Genomic DNA, 20,281 nt, shown 5'->3' on the forward strand with positions numbered 1-20,281 from the left:
CTAGGTTTTTGCTAAGATAAATAGTTACATAAATTAACACTTTCTTTGCAGTATGACCACAATCAAGACTGCTTTTTCCGCACCGCAAGCAGAAGTCACGCGATTGTTTTCTCACCTGAAAGTTGATGGCAACCAACTGACTCATCAACCAGGTAGTGTGTTAGGAAGCACAGCCTTAATTGCAGGCACAACTGTTGGCGCAGGAATTTTGGCCTTACCTGCGGTAACATTGCCTTCTGGTGTCATACCTTCTACAGTTTTACTAATTGCCGTGTGGTTGTATGCTTTAATTTCCGGGTTATTAATTGCCGAAGTCAGCATTAATACCATGCGTTTGGCAGGCCGTCCGAGTGTAGGTTTGTTAACAATGGTAGAAAATACCCTCGGTCAGGCAGGAGCACGAATTTTTGGCGGCGCATATTTATTTTTGCATTATGCCTTACTAGTAGCTTATATCACCCAAGGCGGAGATATTTTGATATCTGCGGTTGCCCATCTGTGGGGTATGCAAATTCTACCTAGCTGGGTGGGAACAGTTGCCTTTACGCTGCTATTTGGCGGCATTATGTATTTAGGCAGAGAAAAGTTAATCGAAAAATTAAATAACGCCTTTGTGGGAATTGTCTTGGCATCTTTTTTAGGATTATTACTGTTGGGAATTACCCAAATTAAGACTGTACATTTTTTATTTCAAGACTGGAATGCTTTAGGGACAGCAATACCAGTGATGTTAGTGGCACTTTTTTATCATAACGTTGTGCCAGTTGTCGTCACCCAGCTAGAAGGAGATAGCCAAAAGATTCGTCAGTCCATCACTATTGGTTCGGCAATACCTTTAATCATGTTTTTGGCTTGGAATGCAGTGATTTTGGGTAGTGTCAGTCCTGATATGATTAATAGTGTGAATCAAGCTGTGTTCGATCCACTGCAAGTTTTACGGGCTGGTAGTGGTGGAGAATGGTTAGGGGTATTAGTATCTATCTTTTCAGAGTTTGCGATCGCCACATCTTTTATTGGCTTTGTGTACGGCTTGCTGGATTTATTTAAAGATATTTCGCCAACAGCCCAAACACAAACAACTCATCGCTTACCTTTATATTCGTTGATATTGTTACCACCAATGAGTTTAGGCGCAATTAATCCCAATATTTTCTTTGCAGCTTTAGATTTTGCGGGTACATTTAGCATCTCTATTTTAGGCGGCATCATCCCCGCCTTAGCAACGTGGAAGCAACGTCAACAACTGCAACACAGAAATCAACTTGTCCCTGGTGGCAAGCTCACATTAATTATGATGATTAGTGTCGCTTGCGGCATTATTTTGAAACAAATTATTGCTTTATGGATAATCAACGCCTAGTCAAAATTAGTAAATTTTTGAGTAAACATTTACGCCACCAACCAGAAAGTCTCGGAATTACACTGGCGGCTGGTGGCTGGGTAAAAGTGGATGAACTTTTAGCAGCTTGCGCTCAACATCAGTTTCCAATTAGCCGTGACGAGTTAGCCGCAGTCGTCGCCACGAGTGATAAAAAACGTTTTTCCTTTGACTCTACAGGTAATCTCATCCGCGCTAACCAAGGACACAGCGTAGAAGTTGATTTACAATTGCTAGCTGTTGTCCCGCCAGATATTTTGTATCACGGTACAGGAGAAAAATCAGTCGAGTCGATTTTACAAACAGGACTGTGCAAAATGTCTCGTCATCATGTCCATTTATCACGAGATATTGCTACAGCCAAAACTGTTGGCACAAGGCATGGTAAACCTGTAGTTTTTGCTGTGGATGCAGCTGCTATGCATCAAGCAGGTTATACTTTTTACTGCTCCGATAATGGTGTTTGGTTAGTAGATGCCGTGCCACCTGAATATCTACAGAGAATTTAAAATTAACGAACTACTGGGCGTGAGAACAATCTATCACTGAGCTAAGTAAATTGTGAATTTTCCTGTTTATTTTTGGTTAGGTTCATTGCGGATTCATCCGCATATTTTATTTGAATCTTTAGCTTATACTGTTGCCTTTCGTTTGTTATTGCGGAATGTGAAAAAAGATGCGATCGCACCGAGCCAACGCAGTTTTGTTATGCTTGGTGGTATGGTTGGAGCTTTAATTGGCGCAAAGGTATTAGTCGGATTACAACATATAGATTTAACTTGGCAAAATCCCCAACAATTATTATTAATTCTGGTGCAGGGAAAAACAGTAGTTGGTGCGCTTTTAGGGGGATTAATTGGTGTAGAAATTACCAAAAAAATTGTCGGAATTAGAGAATCAACGGGCGATGTTTTTGCCATTCCCTTGATTGTTGGGACAGCAATTGGTAGAGTAGGTTGTTTTTTAACAGGGTTGAGCGATCGCACTTATGGAATTGCCACTACATTACCTTGGGGCATCGATTTTGGTGATGGCATTTTGCGTCACCCTACACAATTATATGAAATTTTATTTTTAATCTGTTTAATATTTTTATTAAAACTCCGTCGCCGCTATCAATATCAAAATGGCGATTTATTTAAGTTTTATTTACTTTCTTATTTAAGTTTTCGATTTTTAATTGATTTTATCAAGCCAGATTTCCATCCTCTTTTTGGTATTAGTTTTATTCAGCTTGCTTGTTTAGTAACACTAATATATTATTGCCGGAGTATTCCTCAAGTATTCAGTTATCGCAAACGTACAGAGGTTAAAAACAAGAATTGAAAAGGTAAGGATTCATCTATTTTGGCTTTTTGTCCAACTTAAAATCAACAAATTAATCTCGCCCTGAATCACAGCAAGGAAGTGCAGAGGGAATTGTATGAATATTGCGAAATCCGGCTAGATATTTTTCTAAAGCGTTAAATTGCGCAATATTTAAACTATAGTAAATCCATCTTCCTTCTTGGCGCGAGTTAACTAAGCCAGCTTCCTTCAGAGTTTTGAGATGAAACGACAGTTTTGACTGACTTACCTCCAAAGCATCACATAAATCACACACACATAATTCTCGCTGTCGCAGTAATTCCAGCACATTAATTCGCAGAGGATCGGAAAGTGCATGAAAAGCCGCAGCAATTAAATGGGGAATAGTCGAGGTAGAAGATTGCATGAAACTTGATTTTGCTGAAAGTGCCTATTTCTATTGTGATCAAAAAAGCTCAAATATAAACTATTTTTCAATTTTGCTCGTCTTTTAGTGCAGGTAGAAGACGGGTTGCGATCGCATTTTATTCTTCTGGTGGTAATTTTTCAATTTGTGCGATCGCAAGCTGTAGTAATTCAGTTGTAGTTGATGTCTCACACCATTTCACGAAAAAAATGATACATACTTCTTTCCCCTTGCCCCCTGCACCCTGCCCCCTTGCGGTCTATTTGCATCAAACTTAAAGTGAAACGGTATCACCCATAGGCACAAATAGAAAGAAACAGATGGATAAAATCTACCCATCTGTAACAAGTAAGCGGAGGTATAAACTTGTGTGTTAGTTAGCGTGTGCTAGTTGTGGAGATTCAATTGCGGAGAATTTCACGGCTTTGACGAATTCTTGCAGCACGTCTTTGAGCCTTTGTTCGAGTTCTTCATCTAGCAGGACGCTATCATCGGGTTGCTTTTGAATTTGTTTATCGACTGCATACACGGTGGCGAGAATATGCCGTGCGCCTAACTCACCTAAGATGGGTTTGAGGGCATATTCAATAGCTAACAAATGGGCAATTGTGCCGCCAGTTGCCAGAGGTAACACGACTTTGCCTGTCAATGATTTTTGCGGGAGTAAGTCTAAAAATGCTTTGAGTATGCCTGTATAAGCAGCTTTGTAGATTGGGGTGGCAATAATTACGCCGTCGGCTTGGGCTAATAAAGCTTTGGGTTGTTCTAAGGCGGGGCTGTCATACTTGCCAAATACCAAATCTTCCGCAGGTAAATCGCGCACAGAAATAATATCTATGTGTAGACCTTCTTTTTCTAATAGTTTGGCGGCATATTCCAAAATTCCGTAGGTTCTGGAAGGATGGGAAGGACTACCAGCGATCGCTAAAATCCGAGTCATGTAAATACACTCCTAATTTATACAATTAATTCATGGTGATTTTGTCTTGGTCTGCATAGCCTCGGCTGTGTTGACCTTCTCACTCAAACGTTCGTAGGGGCGGCGTAAACTCATTGTCTCCACTTCCCAAATGTAGCCATGAATCACCACATCATCGGGAATCAACGGAGATTGACGTAGCAATTCCACCTGCTGTTTGCAGATTTCGTCCACATCGGTAAAGGTTTTAATCCATTTGGAAAATACACCTTTGGGTAGTTTCAACTCTGGTAAGGCGGGGTCAACTGCAACTGCATCCACATCGATCCCTCGGCTGCGTAACACTTCACTGAGAAAGTCTCCAGAAGCACTCATCATGCCGCACTCGGTATGATTAATCACAATAATTTCTTTGGTGTTAAAAAACTGTGTGGTTAACATTGCTGACCGAATGGCATCATCTGTCACTAACCCGCCAGCATTACGAAAAATATGTGCGTCGCCTTCGCCAATTCCCAAGGCTTTTTCTACTGGTAAACGTTCATCCATGCAGGCTAATACCCACAAGCGTTTATTGTTGGGTATGCCCAATTGTCGCCGCAACGCCCAAGCTTCTTTTTGGGCAATTTGTTCGTCAATTTGTTGATGTAACATAGCGGCTAATCTCCCATTCCTTGACTATTTAGGATATGGACGCAGCTTTGTGCTGAGGCTGTTGCTTCAGGAATTCTTCATTAGCAACAATCTCGCCAAAGGGGCTGATGATGTGTTTTTCTTCAACTTTGGGCAAGTTTTCTAACGGCAAACGGGGGAATAATAATTCGGCAACACGATAAGCTTCTTCTAAATGGGGATAGCCAGAAAGAATAAAGGTTTCAATTCCCAAGTCTGCATATTCCTGCATTCTGGCGGCGACTGTATCGGGATCACCTACCAGTGCTGTACCTGCACCACCACGCACTAAACCTACACCCGCCCACAAATTTGGGCTAATTTCGAGTGTTTCGCGGCTACCTTTGTGTAGCTGACTCATGCGGCGTTGCCCTTCCGAGTCCATCCGCGCATAAACTTTTTGGGCTTTGGAAATAGCTTCATCATCCACATAGCGAATCAATTGATTAGCTGCGTCCCAAGCTTCAGTTTCAGTTTCCCGCACAATGACGTGCAGCCTAATGCCAAACCGCAAAGTTCTACCTTCAATCTCTGCAAGTCTGCGAACTGCGGCAATTTTCTCAGCAACTTGCGCTGGTGGTTCACCCCAAGTTAAATAAACATCTACGTGCTTGGCGGCGATTTTTTGGGCAATGGCTGAGGAACCACCAAACCATAACGGCGGATAGGGCTGCTGCACAGGCGCAAACACTATTTTGCCGCCTTGAATATCTAGATACTCACCCTTTAGGTTAACAGTTTCGCTACTAACAAGCGATCGCCATATCGTCAAAAATTCATCTGTTAATTCATAACGCTCATCATGACCCAAATGCAAGCCATCTCCAGCGGCCTCCACCGGATCACCACCTGTGACAACGTTAATCAACAACCTCCCCCCAGACAAGCGGTCAAACGTCGCCGCCATCCTCGCGGCTAACGTTGGCGACATCAACCCCGGACGTATCGCCACCAAAAAACGCATCCGTTGAGTTAGGGATACTAGAGTTGATGCCACAACCCAAGCATCTTCGCAAGACCTACCTGTAGGTAACAAAGCCCCCGTGTAACCCAGGTCATCCACTGCCTGTGCAATTTGTCGAAAATATGGAAAGCTAACAGCTCTACCGCCTGTTGCTGTTCCTAAGTAGCGCCCATCGCCGTGGGTAGGGATGAACCAGAGTAACTGCATGAATCCTATCCTTTTTAAATCGGTAACTCTATCGATTTACCGTATTTTATCTTGGATAAGAGTATTGCATATCCTACTTAGGTAAGCAAGAGATTTTTGAAAAATTGGGTGATATGCTATTAGTCACCTAATTTGCAGTTTAGACCGCAGGGAGGCAAAGGGCGTAAGTCCTATTCATCAGGTGATAGTCAGCTGATGTGCATTTAAGTTGCAGAATTTGAATTGTTGCTAAAAACTTCCAACCCTCTCCCCTGCTCCCTGCCTACCCCATCAATGGGATATTGTTTTAATGGGAAATCTCTGACTTCGGCTTTTCACCTGTGACAATGCTCCAATAGCCAAAAGTTGGGGTAACTTGAATATTGATAAAACCAACTTCATTCATCATTGTGGATAGTTCTAAACCAGAATATTGCTGTCCTCCGGCGCACCAAAGTAGCATAATTAGATTATATGCTGCTGTTGAAAGTGGTGCGGTGCGATCGTCATTAAATAGCCATTCATGAACAATTAAACGTCCACCAGGTTCTAAACTGTCAAAGCTTTTTTGCGTCAGAAACCGACATTGTTCTGGTGTCCAATCGTGATATATCAGCGAATAAAAGTGTAAATCTGCTGAAGGTAAATCATCTTGCCACATATCGCCAGCATGAGTGTTAATTTGATTTTGTAACCCATGTTGACTAATAAATTCTTGGGCGACTTCGCAGATAGGTGCTAAATCAAAAACCGTTGCTTTTAAACTCGGACATTTTAAAGTTGCACCAATAGAATGAGCGCCAGAACCACCACCAATGTCTAACATTTGCTGATAATTGGCAAGATTAATTTTTTCTGGCCATGCTAAAGCCGCAGAAATACTCGCAGAGTGCATAGCGCGGGTAAAATTCCTGGCAATTTCATCTTGTTGTTCGTGAACTTCAAAGACATCTACGCCTTCATAAACTTGAGTCTTATCTGTTAAAATTGACTTTTTAATTCCCTCATAAGAATAAGAACTGGCGTTAGCAATCATTAAATCGAAATAGCCACAAAAAGAAGTCAAGCTAGTTTCTAATAAATACTCACGCGCCACAGTTGTGATATGGTACTGATTGTCTTGAAACTGTACTAATTCTAACGATGTGCATATAGATAAAACTGCACTAGCAGAACGATGTGCCAAATTGAGGCTTTGACAAATTTCTAAAAGAGTCCGAGGACTTTCTGCTAACAGGGGAAATAGTTTTAACTCATGTGCTACTAAGACAGTTGGAAAAGCATGTAACCCAATAATGACATCCCAAACTTGTTTACCGTCTGTTTGCGGTTGGGGAATTGAATTAATTTCGGGTTTGATAATTTGTTGAACCATTCTATTTGTCTCTCAATTTGAGGAAGTAGTAATCAAGGAAAATGCTGGAAGCGATTTTGTAGAGATAGTTACTTAGTCAAAATTACGGCTTTGTCGCACTAATCAAAGAATAGTAACCGTAGGTGGGAGTGATAGATATATCGACAAATCCGCATTCGGTTAATAGTTGCTGAATTTCTCTAGCTGTGAATTGCTTACCTTCTGTCACCCAAACCATACACAGAGAAAATGCTGTAGCCACTAAAGGGCTATCTTTGGTATCAGATAAGAGTATTTCGTGGAGGTAAATTTTCCCACCTTTTGGTAAGGCAGCAAAGCTACTGCGCGCAAGATGGAGACATTTTTCGCGTCCCCAATCATGAAAGATATTACCAAATAAAATTGCGTCGTAACCTGAAGGAAAAGGATCTGTAAAGAAGTTGCCTGCTTTCGTATCAATTCTTGCTTGTAGTCCAGCTGCGGCGATGTATTTGTCTGCAATTTTACACACCACTGGCAACTCTAGAATGGTACAACGCAAATCAGGATAATGTTGAGCCAAGGCAAAACAAAACGCACCAGAACCACCACCCACATCAAGAAGGCGTTTGACACTTGTAAAGTCGCCTCTAATAGCAGCACCAACCGCCGGAGAGACTGTTTGGCTGTGCATATGGCTAGTAAAGGCTTTGGCTTGTTCTGGTTCTAGTTCATGAGTTTCCCAAATATCTTTATCTTCGTAGATGGTAGATTTATCATTGCGTAATGCTGTCAGTAGCGATGCGTGGGATAAAGGAGTGCTTCGCATTAGATGTAAAATTCCACCCCAGTAAAAAGGACTTTGAGGTAAGAGGAAATTGCGAGATACTTCTGTAATCGCAAATTTCTCATTTTGTTGCACTAGATAACCAAGGGATGTCATTACTCCTAACAAGGCTTCTGTGGAACGGTGTCCTAAATCTAGGCTTTGGGCTACTTCATCTGCTGTCGCGGGTGATTTTTCTAACAGCGTAAATAAGCCTAGTTCATCGGCAACGGTGAGTGTGGGAAAATGAAACATTGACATCCATGTTTCCCACAGTAAGCGATCGTCACAGGTAGGGATAGACAATTTTTTCGTTTGCTGTTCTGACATGAATGAAAATCCTTATATGTACTGATTGATTCAACTGCTGGAAAAACTGAAGTTTTTACCAGATAAGAAGTTGAAGATGTCTGCGTGGCTAAGTGGTGTCCAGAGCAAATAAAGCCATCGTCTAAAATCAGCAAAAAGCAAATAAACTAGCTATTCTCTACCGTTGCTTTTTACTTTTGCCTTGTTGTCTTAAACACCTACTATAAGTGGAGTTTTGCCGTTGGCAAGGACGGGACTAGAGAAAAACTCTAAATACCATTCGACGGTTTCTCTTAGGCCTTCTTCCAATGAATAACGAGGAGTCCAATTTAAAACATTTTGTGCTTTTTGAGTAGAGACGTGCTGATGCCAAATTTCGCTATGAGGTGAAGGTATAAGTATTGGCTCTATATCTTGACGATTCATGATTTGCTGAATCTTCTGTACTATCTCTAACACTGTCCAACTACCGCCCATTGCAAAGTTAAATGCTTCTCCATGTACCTCTGGATGTGCTAAACCTTCAAACATAGAAATGTATGTGTTTACAGCGTCTTTGACATATAAAAAATCACGCTTGAAACTACCTTGAGGTGGCATTTTGACTATGGGAGATTCATTTTTTAACAGACGGCGAATAGTGTTAGGAATTAAGCGATTTAAGTTTAAATCGCCACCGCCGTAAATGTTGCCAAATCTCCCTATAGCTACTGGCAATTTATAGCTGTGATAATAGCTGCGAGCAATCATATCAGCACAACTTTTAGAAGCATCGTAAGGATTTTTCCCAATGGTTGGTAGGTCTTCTGTATAAGGTAGAATTGGACTGTCACCGTAAGCTTTATCGCTGGATGCAATGATTACTCGTTGTACTAAATCAGAATGTATCCGACAAGCTTCTAAAACGTTATATGTGCCGCGAATATTAATTTCAAAGGCGAGGCGAGGTTTTTCAAATGCTAAACCTTCAACGGAGATGGCGGCTAGATGAAATACTGTATCAATTTTGTAGTCACAAATTACTTTTTCTAGCAGGTTGTAGTCTTCTATAGAGCCAATAATGTTTTGTACTCGATGAAACAGTCCATTCTGCACAAAATAACTATTAGGATTCCAGTCAGCTAATATGGTGACGACTGTCGCTTCTTGCTCTAGGAGGTATTGACTGAGCCAAGAACCCATAAAACCGGATGCTCCGGTGACTAACACACGACGCTCACGCAGATGCTTATTCATGAATGTACCTGACGGAAAAAGATTCTTTTTTAGACAAACTCGAATTTCACCACATTTATTGTTGTGGCAATTTAAGCTACACAGCAGTTAGTTCAACAAAATACTGTAGACTCTGACAAAGTTGGATAGATTTTTTGATGCTGAAACTTGGGAATTACAAGAGTTACGGCAAAAAATATCTGGATTTGTCAGATGAAATCTAGAGGCTTCAAATATTCAGTAGTCTGCTATCAAACATGGCTGAGATGATATCAGATACTTAGTGTGAGTCAGCTAAAATTTAATCAGTGATACCTTGTTTAGCAGCGATCGCCTACGACCTAAAATACCCCAAATTACTGCTTAGTATGGATTTTCCAATATCGAAGTTTTTTACCTACTTACGTAGTATAGGTAATTAATTTCGTATCTCTTACAATTGTTAAACAAATATAAAAAAAAGATTAGCGTGAATATACTTAATTAATCGCTAAAAAATATGATAAAAATCACATTGTCAAAAATAATCACTGTATTTTTACTGGCTATGAAGATGAATACTTCAATTTTAAATAGATTTTTTCAGCTTCCTCTAGTGAAAATCCTTAATAGAAGATACTGTAGGAATTCGGTTTGATTTGTGAACTTAGTCGTGTAAGTAGGGAGTAGGAAAGAAGATTGTGTTGGGTGTACTGATTTTTTCCTAAATCAAATATGACTTCCATAGCTTATGAATTAGTATGGATAGTTATTTTAGTAATATCAGTAGTGTAAATTAAATACAAAGTAAAAATTATACCTGCAGAATTAGTGATATTACGTTTTTGTTATATTTTCCTGACTTAATGAAGATAAACGGCATTTATGTTAAATAAGCAGGAAAAAATTAGCACACACTCAAATAATGACACAATAGTTAGATTTGGAATACAAATCTATTAATTTCTCCCAAGTAAAAAATAAATTTGTACATAAATCTTACCTAAGTAGTAAACAAACATCTAACTTAAGTTGCTTGCAATTTTGGAAAATAAAGACTACATCAGTTAATTGCGGTTATCTATTTGAGCGCGTTGCAAGCTGCCGGAAAAGTCAACATAGACACTTTTCCATTCTGTAAAGACATCTAAAGCAGTGGTTCCAGCTTCGCGGTGGCCATTACCTGTTTGTTTTACACCCCCAAAAGGTAAATGCACTTCTGCGCCGATGGTGGGGCCGTTAATATAAGTTATACCTGCTTCAATGTCACGCATAGCTGCAAAAGCGCGGTTAATATTGCGTGTATACACTGAAGAAGAAAGTCCATATTTGGTATCATTGAGAATAGCGATCGCTTCTTCAAAGGAATTAACCTCAATTAATGCCACTACCGGGCCGAATATCTCTTCCCGGGCGACACGCATCTCAGGGGTAACATTATCTAAAATAGTTGGCAAAAAGAAATTACCTTCTTTTAGTAGCCCATCCCTGGCTATTTCCCCGCCAATTAATATCTTTGCCCCTTCCGCACGGGCAATGTGCATATATTCATTTACCCGTTGCAGTTGTCTTCGATTAATTATCGGCCCAATTTCTGTATCAGGGTCATAACCTGCACCTAAGCGTAATTTAGCAGCACGCTCATAAAGCATGGTAGTAAACTGTTCTTTGATGTCGCGGTGCAAAATTAAACGACTCGTAGCCGTACAACGCTGGCCTGTCGTCCCAAATGCACCCCAAACAGCACCATCTAAGGCTAGTTCTAAATCTGCATCTTCCATCACCACTTGGGCATTTTTCCCGCCCATCTCTAAACAGACGCGCTTGTGAGTGCGTCCGCAAGTTGCGCCCACATAAGCCCCAGTTTCTGAAGAACCTGTAAACGACACTAAATCAATATCAGGATGTTCGACTAAAGCTTTGCCGACTTCTTCACCAACACCATGCACTAAGTTAATTACACCTGGCGGTAAACCTGCGGCGGCGAATATTTCCACAAGTTTAGTTGCACAAGCGGGTGTATCTTCTGCTGGCTTGAGGATGACTGTATTACCACACACCAAAGCTGGCATAGCTTTCCAACAGGGAATAGCTACAGGGAAATTCCACGGTGTAATTAAGGCACAAACACCAATAGGCATTCGCACCGTCATGGCAAATTTGTTAGGCATTTCTGAAGGTGTGGTGACTCCAAATAGCCGCCGTCCTTCGCCTGCACTATAAAAAGCGCAGTCAATACCTTCTTGCACATCGCCCCTAGCTTCTGTGAGGGGTTTACCCATTTCTCGACTAATTAATTGGGCGAGTTCTTCTTTATGCTGGAGTAATAATTCTCCCACACGAAAAATATATTCGGCTCTAGCTGGGGCGGGAACTTTTCGCCAACTAATATAAGCTTTACGGGCTGCGGCTACGGCTTTATCAACATCCTCAGCTTGGGAACGGGGAAAGGTGGCGACAACTTCGCTGACTAAGGCTGGGTTGCAACTATCGAGAGTATTTTTGGTGAAAGCATCCAACCACTGACCATCTAGATAATTTTGGCAAGTTAGCGTAGTCATAATAATTACTGCTTAAATTAAAATTTTTTAGAGAATTGGTATATTTGATTTGTTTTTCTAGGGTATCGCCAAGATTTAAGAATGGGTGGAAGAGAAGAAAGTTATACACAAAATTTAAGGCACAAACGCCAACACACCTACAGGAGAACCAGAACCGCCACGTAATCTTAGAGGTGCGATCGCTAGTGTAGTACCCTTGGGTGGTAGTTGGTCTAAATTAGTGAGATTTTCTAGGACAATACCAGACTGTGCCAAAATTAAATGATTAGTAGCAAAGCTTTGATCATTTCCTGGGTCTACACCATGCGTATCAATGCCTACACCAGAAATTCGTCGTTGGTTGAGTAAAAACTGCGTTGCGTAGCTGCTAAACCCTGGAAAGTGCATCATACCTTGAGTATCTTGGTTAAAGAAGGCGCGTCTATCTCCCCACTTATGTTGCCAACCAGTGTAAACTAGCACCACATTACCGCTTTCAATTTCGCCGTGTATTTCTTCCCAAGCCAAAATATCAGCAATAGTTAAAGCGTAATCAGAATTATCAGCAGCCGCTACGCAGATATCGATAACCACTGCCGGAACCACTAATAATTCAGCCGGGTATTGTTCAATACCTGCACCATCAGCGAAAAAACTATTAGGGGCGTTAATATGAGTCGCGCTATGTTCTCCTATAGAAAAACGCCGCAAATAATAACCATCATCAGGAATTTTGGCGACGGTGGTAAATTCCACTGGCGGGTCGCCTGGCCATTGCGGGATATTTCTGTCGATAATATGGCTAAGGTGGATAACTCGTGAATAAGTAATTTGCATAAATAGTTAATGTACATTTGTCCTTTGTCATTATTTATTTTTATCCCCTGTTCTTCCTCATCACTGACTAGGTGTAGTTCCCTCTTCAAAGGGACGCACAATAGGCGGTGGAGGTGTAATTTCTGGTTGAAAGATGCCTTGTAGTGCTTGTTCTAGGGTTTGGGCCATGACGATGCGGTTTTCGTAAGCTACAACTACGCGCACTAAAGTTGGCAAACTATTTTGCGCTGCTTCTAAATAGATAGGCTCAACATATAATAAAGATTGCTCAATGGGAATAACTAATAAATTACCTTGAATTGCTCTAGACCCTTGGCGGTTCCATAAAGAGATTTGCTGGGAAATTACTGGGTCTTGGTTAATGCGGGCTTCAATTTGTTCTGTTCCGTAAACGAGGCGTTCTTTAGGAAAGATATATAACAAGAGTTTACCGTAATTCTCCTCATCAGATCGCGCGGCTAACCAAGCAATTAAATTTGTGCGCTGTCTGGGTGTGTAAGGTAAAAACAGCAGAAATTCCTCTAGTTGCACGTTAGGTAGGCTAGTGATTAAATAATACGGTTCTACTGGACGCGCTTCACTACCATAAATTTCGTTGGGAATTTGCCACTGGTCTTCGCGGTTGTAAAATACCTGGGGGTCAGTCATGTGATAAGTTATCAACTGCTCGGCTTGAGTTTGAAAAAAGTCCAACGGGTAGCGGACATGAGTGCGGAGGGTGGCTGGCATCGCACTCAGGGGCTGAAACATTTTGGGTAAGATGGTTGCCCAAGTATTAATTATGGGATCTCTAGTGTCGGCAATGTAAAAGTTCACAGTGCCGTTGTAAGCGTCAATCACTACTTTGACAGAGTTGCGAATGTAATTAATCCCATTTTTATCAGGGTCAGAATAAGGATAGCGATCGCTGGTAGTATAAGCATCGATAATCCAGTACAATTTGTTTTTAATATCTGGAACATCAGAGTTGACATCAGCCGCAACTAAATAAGGGTTGCTATCAAATTTGAGAAAAGGTGCGATCGCTCGAATCCGTTGATTGACATTCCGGCGAAACAGAACTTTTGTATCAGGCAAAAAGTCTCGCGTAAATAGCATTTGCCAATCTTTCAAATACATAGCAAATAACCAGCGTCGCCATCTACTCCCGATGGAAACGCCTCCTCGCCCATCGTAAATGTTATAAGCGTTATCACTGCCACTGGGATAATCTAATTCTCTAACTCTAGTGCCAGTCATTACATAAGTATTCGTAATCTCACCGTAATAAATTCTTGGTAGTCCAATGGGAATGCTATTACGAATTGCGGCATTAGCAGTAGTCAACGGGCCATCACTACTACTGGCAATATCTTTGACAAAGTATTCTGGTAAGCCACCAGGGCCGACTGTATTCACCGGACTAACTGTAAAGCCATAGCCGTGTGTATAAATTAGATGGCGGTTGACCCATGTTTGTGCTTGTTGTGGTACAGCACCATAGTCTAATTCCCTGGCAGCAATTAATACTTGTCGCTTTTCTGCTGAGTCTGATGTAGGTGCGGATGCTATGGTATTGGGTGGCGCGGCTGGGCGGTTCGCGGTTGCTTCAGTTGCTAAAGTATAGCGATCAATGTCAGCATCAGGAAAGCGGTAATAGGGGCGAATTTGTTGCAGTTGGCGGTTAGTATCTAAAAGTGGTCGCTGATCCCACAAACGAATATTGCGAATTGTTAAGGCATTGGTGCGGAGATCAGCTTGCGTTAAGGTTCCCTGAGGGTTGAAGGTTCTAGCATCAATAGCTTCTAAGCCAAATGCTTGGCGAGTTAAGGCAATTGTTCTTTGAATGTAGGGTTCTTCTCGCTGTAATTCGTTGGGTAGGACAATGAAATTCTGCACTAAAGACGGCAAGATTACACCAGCCACCACAGCAATGACCAAATAAACGCCGAAACCATAAAACACCCAGCCACGAGAGCGAGATTTTGGTCGCCAGAAAACTGTACGCCACAACAGGTAAAAAGCGATCGCCACTGCTAAAACACACAGAACGTTGTAGGCTGGTAACTGCACATTCACATCAGTGTAACTAGCACCGTAAATCACACCTTGTCGGGAATACACCAATTCATAACGACTTAGCCAATAACTGAGGGCGACAACCAGCATCAATAAGCCACCCATCCCGTATAAGTGACGCTGCTGCTGGGAAGAAAATCCTGGGAAAATTCCTTGGCTTAAACTATCGGCTGAAAGTAGATAAGTTAGACTTACGGCTGCAAAGCCAAATAAAAATAAACCCATTAACCAGAGTTCTAGTAATTCCCAGACTGGTAGGGAAAAAATATAGAAACTGATATCTCGGCTAAATAAAGGATCGGAATAATTAAATTGAGTTGGGTGGAAATATTGCAGAACTTTTGCCCAGTTGTGATGCACTATCCAACCAAATAAAAGTGTAAATATACCTGCGATCGCTGTGAGTAAAATTCGCGGATAAATTAAAATAGCGATCGCTACGCCTGCAACTAAACCCCCATATAAAACTTGAGCAGTAATTTGTGTTCCTAATTGCCAAATTGTTTCTAGCCGAAACAAAGATAAAACAGGTTGTCCGACTCTTTTTGTGGAAGCTTGCCAATATGCGAAAGCTACCTGACCATAATGTGCCAGCATTAAGCCTATCAACAAGCTCAATATTAAAACTAGCGGGATTAACCACCTTAATTGTAAGGTTGGTTGATCAGTGGTTTGCTTGTCATTAAATTTGGCAGACTGAGGACTGAGCAAATTTTTGAATTCAGCTTGCAGTCCGCCTTCCTCCAGCCTAACTTGGTCAATTTTCCAAGATTGAGGATATTTCAGCCGCCTTGCTAAAAACAAATTACCGAACAAATAGACAGCACTAATAATAGTGACCACCAACCATAAAATACCCTTAGTTAGCAACCTCAGCCAAAATACTGATAGATAGCCAACTTCGTGGAACCAAAAAATTTCTGCTCCTAGGCGGGAACCCAAATCTAACAAGAACCACAGCCCTAGGAGGACTATTAATAATCGCCAGCACCACTTTCGCAACATTTTTTGGTAGCTAAACTAAGGGAATAGGGAACAGGGAAAAATACTTATCACCTGTCACCTACATTACTGGGAACCCATCTCAAAAAACAACGATTACGCTGTTGAGAGGTTGATAATTTAAACGCAGAGTTACGCAAAGTTAAGCGCAAAGGGGCGCAAAGTTATTCAAATTTACTACTAAAATTCCTAATCCCCACTCTCGACTGCCTATTCCCAGCCTCTACAACTAGTTTAGAAGCCAAACGAGATTGCTATAGTTATAATTTTTATCGGTTAATATGGCGATCGCATATTCAAGAATAGCAAAATTGCCTGATATTTTTAAGGTGTGAGATTTAACTCTAAATTATGCTCAGTAGTGTTGACCGTTTGTTATTTGTGCGGCGAGTCCCGATTTTTAAGGAATTACGGGATGATTTTATTGTCCGGCTGACTTCTGTAATGCACGAGTTGTCATTTCCGGCTAACTATACCATTTTTAGACAGGGTGAAGAAGGGCGATCGCTTTACATTGTGGTCTCAGGTAGAGTTAAAGTCCACATTGGCAATAAACTTTTGGCAGAAGTAGAACAGGGAAAATACTTTGGGGAAATGGCAGTGTTTGATACTCAAACTCGTTCTGCTACCGCCACCACCATAGAACCTTGCGAATGTCTAGAATTAACTCAAGAGCAACTCTATGATGCTATAGAAGAAACGCCCGAAATAGCTGTCAATATTATTCGGGAATTATCTCGCCTAATTCGGAAATTAAATGAAAGTGTTGACGTAAATCACTCATAAAATTATAATTTTGCCAATCCAACTTTGCCGCTCAATTTTCATCAGCTGGGCTAAAGCTAGCAAAAATATCAGACTTCATACTTAATGCTTTGCTTATGCTGAGAGCTTACTTCTAAAGGTAAGAAAATAGTCATCACTTCGCCATATTGCGGACGTTGACGCACAATTAATTTACCGCCAATCGCTTGGAATAAATGTTTGGTCGCATTTAAATTCAAACTAATTGTGCCTGTTTCTGGTTGAAACATCAATAGCTGACCAAGAGCTTTGCGAATTGGTGGTGCAACAGTATCTGCGGTTTCTTGACACTGGGGTTGCGGCGACAATTGCAATTTAAGTTGGTCGCCTGCGGGGATTACTTGCACTTGAATATGGCTACCAGCAGGTAAATTGCGGGTAAAGTTCTCCATCAAACCCGTCAATACCCGGTCTAGCATATTGGGATTACTCACCACTGTAGGTAATTGTTGCGGTAACACCACCTCTAAAGTTAAATTGCGGCGATTTGCTGCTTGTTGCCAACGCGGGATACTTTGTTGCAACACTTGGTCTAATGACATAGGAGTGAGATGAGTGTTGGCAGATTTCCCTGCTGCACAGGTTTCTAATTCTGCCGCCTTAAACAATAATTCCATCCGGTCAATTTGCTCAGTACACTCATGATCTATCACTTGTAAGCGCTTGATGACATTAGCAGGTAAATCCCGCCGCTTTAATAGCAAGCGAGTCATAGTACGGATAGTAGTCAAGGGGGTGCGAACTTCATGCGCAAAAGCTTGCAGCAATTCTACATCCGGTTTTGATGATGCGGCATTAGGAATTACGGTTTGAAAATTGGGGATATGCGATGGAGAATTGACTACATTCGTACCCACTTCTACATCTTTGCTCACTTCCGAGGGTAATTCTTGCAACAGCAATTGGCTAAACTGCATCACAATCCGATAATCAGGCGCGACTGGGGAATATTGCTGCACTACGGCATCGAGTTGCGCGCAAAAATCGGGATTAGTTAGCATAACTCGCGCACCAATAGCTCGCCAAGCTTGCTGTACCACCTCTGGCTCAAAAGAAAAAGAAAACTTTTTGTGACCATCCTTGCATTCTGCCAACACCAACACTAGGCGAAACTTATCTGTAAATACCAAACAAAATTGTTCCACCACCAGGGGATCGGCAGGAAGTAAGGGAAGCACCGCTTCCTCGGGCGAATCTTGTTCGGTTTCCATCACCGCAGTTGGCATTTGAAACGGCATCAACGCCAAAGGATTAAACGGCTTGGCGGTAAAAGTCACCGTTTGTAAGTTTTGCGTCAGTATTGGTTGACTAAATAAAGGTGCAGGTGCGGTTAAGACTAAACCTTTGCTAGCAGCTAAAGTATTAATCAGCAAATTTTCGGTTGCTGCTAAACTAATACGCCATTGTCGCTCCGCTTTGGCTGGTGAACATTCAGCCATAGTTGATTGACTTTCGGCTAAAACTTCACTCAGACTTGGCAAGATCCATTCGTACACAGGTTTTCACCCCTTAAGTGGAGAGCGACTACTAACGTGGAGATTTAATAAATTCTTCCTAATTAAGAGGTTATAGGCATTTGTGTATCAGCGACAGTCGTAGAACCGAACAAGATAAGCGCAATAACAGTAAACACTCAAAGATAGATAATGTGATTCGACAAATTTGTACAGAAACGACAAAACCCTCTCCCCTGCCACGCTAGTCACTGTTAGTCGAGCAAACCGCTCAACGCGCTAGCTCCCCCGCGGCCTGAATAATAAGTCTTTAACAGGAAACGTATGAGTCCATTTGCCATCTCGGCAGAAGCCAAGACGGCAAATTGGCGAACCCGGAGGGTAGTCTCGATGAAACAAGTTTCATAGCCAAGCATGAAAGTGAGACTAGCATTTTTACTCAGCACGGGCTAAACGCCCCGCTACCGCTAACAGCACTCAGCACTTTCAAGTCAGATGGGAAAGAATTATTCGCCCTCAATGGTCATAGTTCTTATGTAAATGCCGTTGTCATACCATTTCACGAAAATTCTGATGGTTTTTCATTCTTTCTCCCTGCCCCCCTGCGACACATTTGTATCAAACTTAAAGTGAAACGGTATCATCACCCCCAAAAGAAAGGCGAAAAATCAGGGAGGAGGCATTTTTTACATCTAGAAGAGATAGACAGAAACACGATGAAGAAGTAATTTGATCTGCCAAAGTTTTCATTGATGCTATTATTCAAATCACATTCAAAAATGCTGGAATTAATCAAATTTGACAGTTTTTATGTTTGCTACTTTAACAAATCAGTGGAGAGTTAGCATTTTAGGAAATAAAATTTAAGATTTTTTTAATAAAAAATCGATATTTTTCTGTTAGATTTGCGCAAATCTTTTACTATTTTTATGTAGGTCGAAATAGTTTCAACGAAGAGCGATCGCCTCAACAAAGATTGCCGCGATCGCTTGAAATTCTAGAGGAAATTATGTTGACTATTCATTATCAAATCATTTCATGACACTAGTGAATGTAAATAATGATAACCATCTATTAACCATAGTTAATGTTTTGATAACCAAATTAACTGTTTCATCCTCAACTCATCTTGATCCCTCGCTACTGCCAGCAATGAGTCAGACAAATAAGAATGCTAAACTCCTATGAAATTAGAAAAATAAAATAAATTTACCTAAGCATTTTTCATTCGCATTAGCAATTGCTCAGTTTTTGATGATTCAGAGCAAATAAATAACCAAAATTGATTAATTTTATCGGATCATTTCTTTAAGATGAGAACGTTACGTATATTTCCATTAAGTAATCGGGAGAAATTGCATCAACTATAGCAAAATGAAACTACAAGTTTTTCTGAAAATTCCGGTTGCTAGCAACTCAAAAAATAGTCTGTAGTGTGGTTTGAGTAGTGTGAATGCACAACTAGACTTGTGTATCTATAGACATGGTGAGGTGAAAATATGGATGCGAAGAAACTCCTAGATTCATATGCGGCAGGAGAACGGGAATTTATCGGTGTAAACCTTCATCAAATCAATCTGTCGGGTGCAGACTTAAGAGGTGCAAACTTTGCTGAAGCTGACTTCAGTGGGGCAGATTTAAGCCAAGCTAACTTGAGTGGATGCAGCTTTAGCAGAGCAAACTTGACAGATGCAGATATTAGTGGAGCTAATTTGAGTCGGGCAAACTTAAGTGAAGTCAATTTAATCGGTGCAGACTTAATTAGAGCTAACCTCGAAAGAACTAATCTCAGCCGTGCAGATTTACGGGGTGCTAACTTGTTGTTAGCTAACTTATCCAGTGCTAATCTCAGCGAAGCAGAAATGAGTGGCGCAGACTTTAGCGGTGCTAACCTCAAAAGAGCTAATTTGATTGCTACTAATATTAATGAAGCAGAAATTAGCGGTGCAGATTTAAGCAAAGCAATCATTACTGAATATGAGATGAGTGGCAAAATCTTACATTTAGGTTTATCTCATAAATGGGTAACTTGGGCTGGCAGCTATTAAATGACTACAGGATGTCATAAAAAGAGGCACAATGTCTTGTGCC

At 41.1% G+C, this 20,281-nt stretch carries 16 protein-coding genes; 5 read left to right on the forward strand and 11 right to left on the reverse strand.

Going from position 1 to position 20,281, the window contains the following annotated elements:
* The first annotated feature begins 52 nt into the window (after positions 1 to 52).
* The 3 genes from H6G69_RS07455 to H6G69_RS07465 are packed head-to-tail and all read left to right on the forward strand — an operon-like array spanning position 53 to position 2,704.
* Complete coding sequence (locus H6G69_RS07455) at positions 53 to 1,360, forward strand: amino acid permease (protein ID WP_190683991.1); 1,308 nt, start codon at positions 53 to 55, stop codon at positions 1,358 to 1,360.
* Positions 1,342 to 1,887 carry an RNA 2'-phosphotransferase gene (locus tag H6G69_RS07460; protein WP_190683993.1) on the forward strand — a complete coding sequence of 182 codons (546 nt, stop codon included), beginning with the start codon at positions 1,342 to 1,344 and terminating at the stop codon, positions 1,885 to 1,887. Before H6G69_RS07455 ends, H6G69_RS07460 begins: the two co-directional genes overlap by 19 nt.
* Positions 1,888 to 1,939: 52 nt before the next feature.
* The gene (locus tag H6G69_RS07465; protein WP_190683996.1) at positions 1,940 to 2,704 is read left to right on the forward strand and encodes a prolipoprotein diacylglyceryl transferase family protein; all 765 of its coding nucleotides are present in this window, start codon (positions 1,940 to 1,942) and stop codon (positions 2,702 to 2,704) included.
* A 52-nt stretch (positions 2,705 to 2,756) separates the two neighbouring features.
* Here the strand turns inward: H6G69_RS07465 and H6G69_RS07470 are convergent, their stop codons facing one another.
* The 10 genes from H6G69_RS07470 to H6G69_RS07515 all read right to left on the reverse strand — a co-directional run bounded on the left by H6G69_RS07470 (position 2,757) and on the right by H6G69_RS07515 (position 15,935).
* Positions 2,757 to 3,092, reverse strand: coding sequence for a helix-turn-helix transcriptional regulator (locus H6G69_RS07470; protein ID WP_190683999.1), 336 nt, complete (start codon positions 3,090 to 3,092; stop codon positions 2,757 to 2,759).
* A 373-nt stretch (positions 3,093 to 3,465) separates the two neighbouring features.
* A complete protein-coding gene (ssuE, locus tag H6G69_RS07475; protein WP_190684000.1) occupies positions 3,466 to 4,032 on the reverse strand; it encodes an NADPH-dependent FMN reductase in 567 nt (188 codons plus the stop codon).
* Between the two features lie 30 nt (positions 4,033 to 4,062).
* Complete coding sequence (locus H6G69_RS07480; RefSeq protein WP_190684004.1) at positions 4,063 to 4,665, reverse strand: carbonic anhydrase; 603 nt, start codon at positions 4,663 to 4,665, stop codon at positions 4,063 to 4,065.
* Between the two features lie 28 nt (positions 4,666 to 4,693).
* Positions 4,694 to 5,854: an FMNH2-dependent alkanesulfonate monooxygenase gene (gene ssuD / locus H6G69_RS07485; protein ID WP_190684007.1), complete on the reverse strand. Its 1,161-nt coding sequence runs from the start codon at positions 5,852 to 5,854 to the stop codon at positions 4,694 to 4,696.
* A 286-nt stretch (positions 5,855 to 6,140) separates the two neighbouring features.
* Positions 6,141 to 7,208 (reverse strand): methyltransferase, encoded by a 1,068-nt coding sequence (locus H6G69_RS07490; RefSeq protein WP_190684010.1) that lies wholly within the window; start codon positions 7,206 to 7,208, stop codon positions 6,141 to 6,143.
* 82 nt (positions 7,209 to 7,290) lie between these two features.
* Positions 7,291 to 8,322 carry a methyltransferase gene (locus tag H6G69_RS07495; protein ID WP_190684013.1) on the reverse strand — a complete coding sequence of 344 codons (1,032 nt, stop codon included), beginning with the start codon at positions 8,320 to 8,322 and terminating at the stop codon, positions 7,291 to 7,293.
* A gap of 189 nt (positions 8,323 to 8,511) precedes the next feature.
* Positions 8,512 to 9,537 carry a GDP-mannose 4,6-dehydratase gene (locus H6G69_RS07500; RefSeq protein WP_190684016.1) on the reverse strand — a complete coding sequence of 342 codons (1,026 nt, stop codon included), beginning with the start codon at positions 9,535 to 9,537 and terminating at the stop codon, positions 8,512 to 8,514.
* A gap of 1,025 nt (positions 9,538 to 10,562) precedes the next feature.
* The gene (locus H6G69_RS07505) at positions 10,563 to 12,059 is read right to left on the reverse strand and encodes an aldehyde dehydrogenase family protein (RefSeq protein WP_190684356.1); all 1,497 of its coding nucleotides are present in this window, start codon (positions 12,057 to 12,059) and stop codon (positions 10,563 to 10,565) included.
* 111 nt (positions 12,060 to 12,170) lie between these two features.
* Positions 12,171 to 12,872 carry a cyclase family protein gene (locus H6G69_RS07510; RefSeq protein ID WP_190684019.1) on the reverse strand — a complete coding sequence of 234 codons (702 nt, stop codon included), beginning with the start codon at positions 12,870 to 12,872 and terminating at the stop codon, positions 12,171 to 12,173.
* 60 nt (positions 12,873 to 12,932) lie between these two features.
* Positions 12,933 to 15,935: a UPF0182 family protein gene (locus tag H6G69_RS07515; RefSeq protein ID WP_190684022.1), complete on the reverse strand. Its 3,003-nt coding sequence runs from the start codon at positions 15,933 to 15,935 to the stop codon at positions 12,933 to 12,935.
* Positions 15,936 to 16,283: 348 nt separating this feature from the next.
* Between H6G69_RS07515 and H6G69_RS07520 the strand changes: the two genes are divergently transcribed.
* A complete protein-coding gene (locus tag H6G69_RS07520; RefSeq protein WP_190684025.1) occupies positions 16,284 to 16,718 on the forward strand; it encodes a cyclic nucleotide-binding domain-containing protein in 435 nt (144 codons plus the stop codon).
* Between the two features lie 68 nt (positions 16,719 to 16,786).
* Here the strand turns inward: H6G69_RS07520 and H6G69_RS07525 are convergent, their stop codons facing one another.
* Complete coding sequence (locus H6G69_RS07525) at positions 16,787 to 18,232, reverse strand: sensor histidine kinase KdpD (protein ID WP_190684028.1); 1,446 nt, start codon at positions 18,230 to 18,232, stop codon at positions 16,787 to 16,789.
* A gap of 1,457 nt (positions 18,233 to 19,689) precedes the next feature.
* Between H6G69_RS07525 and H6G69_RS07535 the strand changes: the two genes are divergently transcribed.
* Positions 19,690 to 20,238 carry a pentapeptide repeat-containing protein gene (locus H6G69_RS07535; protein ID WP_190684034.1) on the forward strand — a complete coding sequence of 183 codons (549 nt, stop codon included), beginning with the start codon at positions 19,690 to 19,692 and terminating at the stop codon, positions 20,236 to 20,238.
* Positions 20,239 to 20,281: the final 43 nt, after the last annotated feature.

The sequence above is a fragment of the Nostoc sp. FACHB-110 genome (assembly GCF_014697425.1).
In the GTDB taxonomy this organism is placed as follows: domain Bacteria; phylum Cyanobacteriota; class Cyanobacteriia; order Cyanobacteriales; family Nostocaceae; genus Nostoc_B.

What these genes read in the sequence shown, in the direction of transcription:
- H6G69_RS07455 (WP_190683991.1), top strand. Translation starts at nt 53, where the DNA reads ATGACCACAATCAAGACTGCTTTTTCCGCACCGCAAGCAGAAGTCACG.
- H6G69_RS07460 (WP_190683993.1), top strand. Translation starts at nt 1,342, where the DNA reads ATGGATAATCAACGCCTAGTCAAAATTAGTAAATTTTTGAGTAAACAT.
- H6G69_RS07470 (WP_190683999.1), bottom strand. Translation starts at nt 3,092, where the DNA reads ATGCAATCTTCTACCTCGACTATTCCCCATTTAATTGCTGCGGCTTTT.
- ssuE (WP_190684000.1), bottom strand. Translation starts at nt 4,032, where the DNA reads ATGACTCGGATTTTAGCGATCGCTGGTAGTCCTTCCCATCCTTCCAGA.
- H6G69_RS07480 (WP_190684004.1), bottom strand. Translation starts at nt 4,665, where the DNA reads ATGTTACATCAACAAATTGACGAACAAATTGCCCAAAAAGAAGCTTGG.
- ssuD (WP_190684007.1), bottom strand. Translation starts at nt 5,854, where the DNA reads ATGCAGTTACTCTGGTTCATCCCTACCCACGGCGATGGGCGCTACTTA.
- H6G69_RS07490 (WP_190684010.1), bottom strand. Translation starts at nt 7,208, where the DNA reads ATGGTTCAACAAATTATCAAACCCGAAATTAATTCAATTCCCCAACCG.
- H6G69_RS07495 (WP_190684013.1), bottom strand. Translation starts at nt 8,322, where the DNA reads ATGTCAGAACAGCAAACGAAAAAATTGTCTATCCCTACCTGTGACGAT.
- H6G69_RS07500 (WP_190684016.1), bottom strand. Translation starts at nt 9,537, where the DNA reads ATGAATAAGCATCTGCGTGAGCGTCGTGTGTTAGTCACCGGAGCATCC.
- H6G69_RS07510 (WP_190684019.1), bottom strand. Translation starts at nt 12,872, where the DNA reads ATGCAAATTACTTATTCACGAGTTATCCACCTTAGCCATATTATCGAC.
- H6G69_RS07515 (WP_190684022.1), bottom strand. Translation starts at nt 15,935, where the DNA reads ATGTTGCGAAAGTGGTGCTGGCGATTATTAATAGTCCTCCTAGGGCTG.
- H6G69_RS07520 (WP_190684025.1), top strand. Translation starts at nt 16,284, where the DNA reads ATGCTCAGTAGTGTTGACCGTTTGTTATTTGTGCGGCGAGTCCCGATT.
- H6G69_RS07535 (WP_190684034.1), top strand. Translation starts at nt 19,690, where the DNA reads ATGGATGCGAAGAAACTCCTAGATTCATATGCGGCAGGAGAACGGGAA.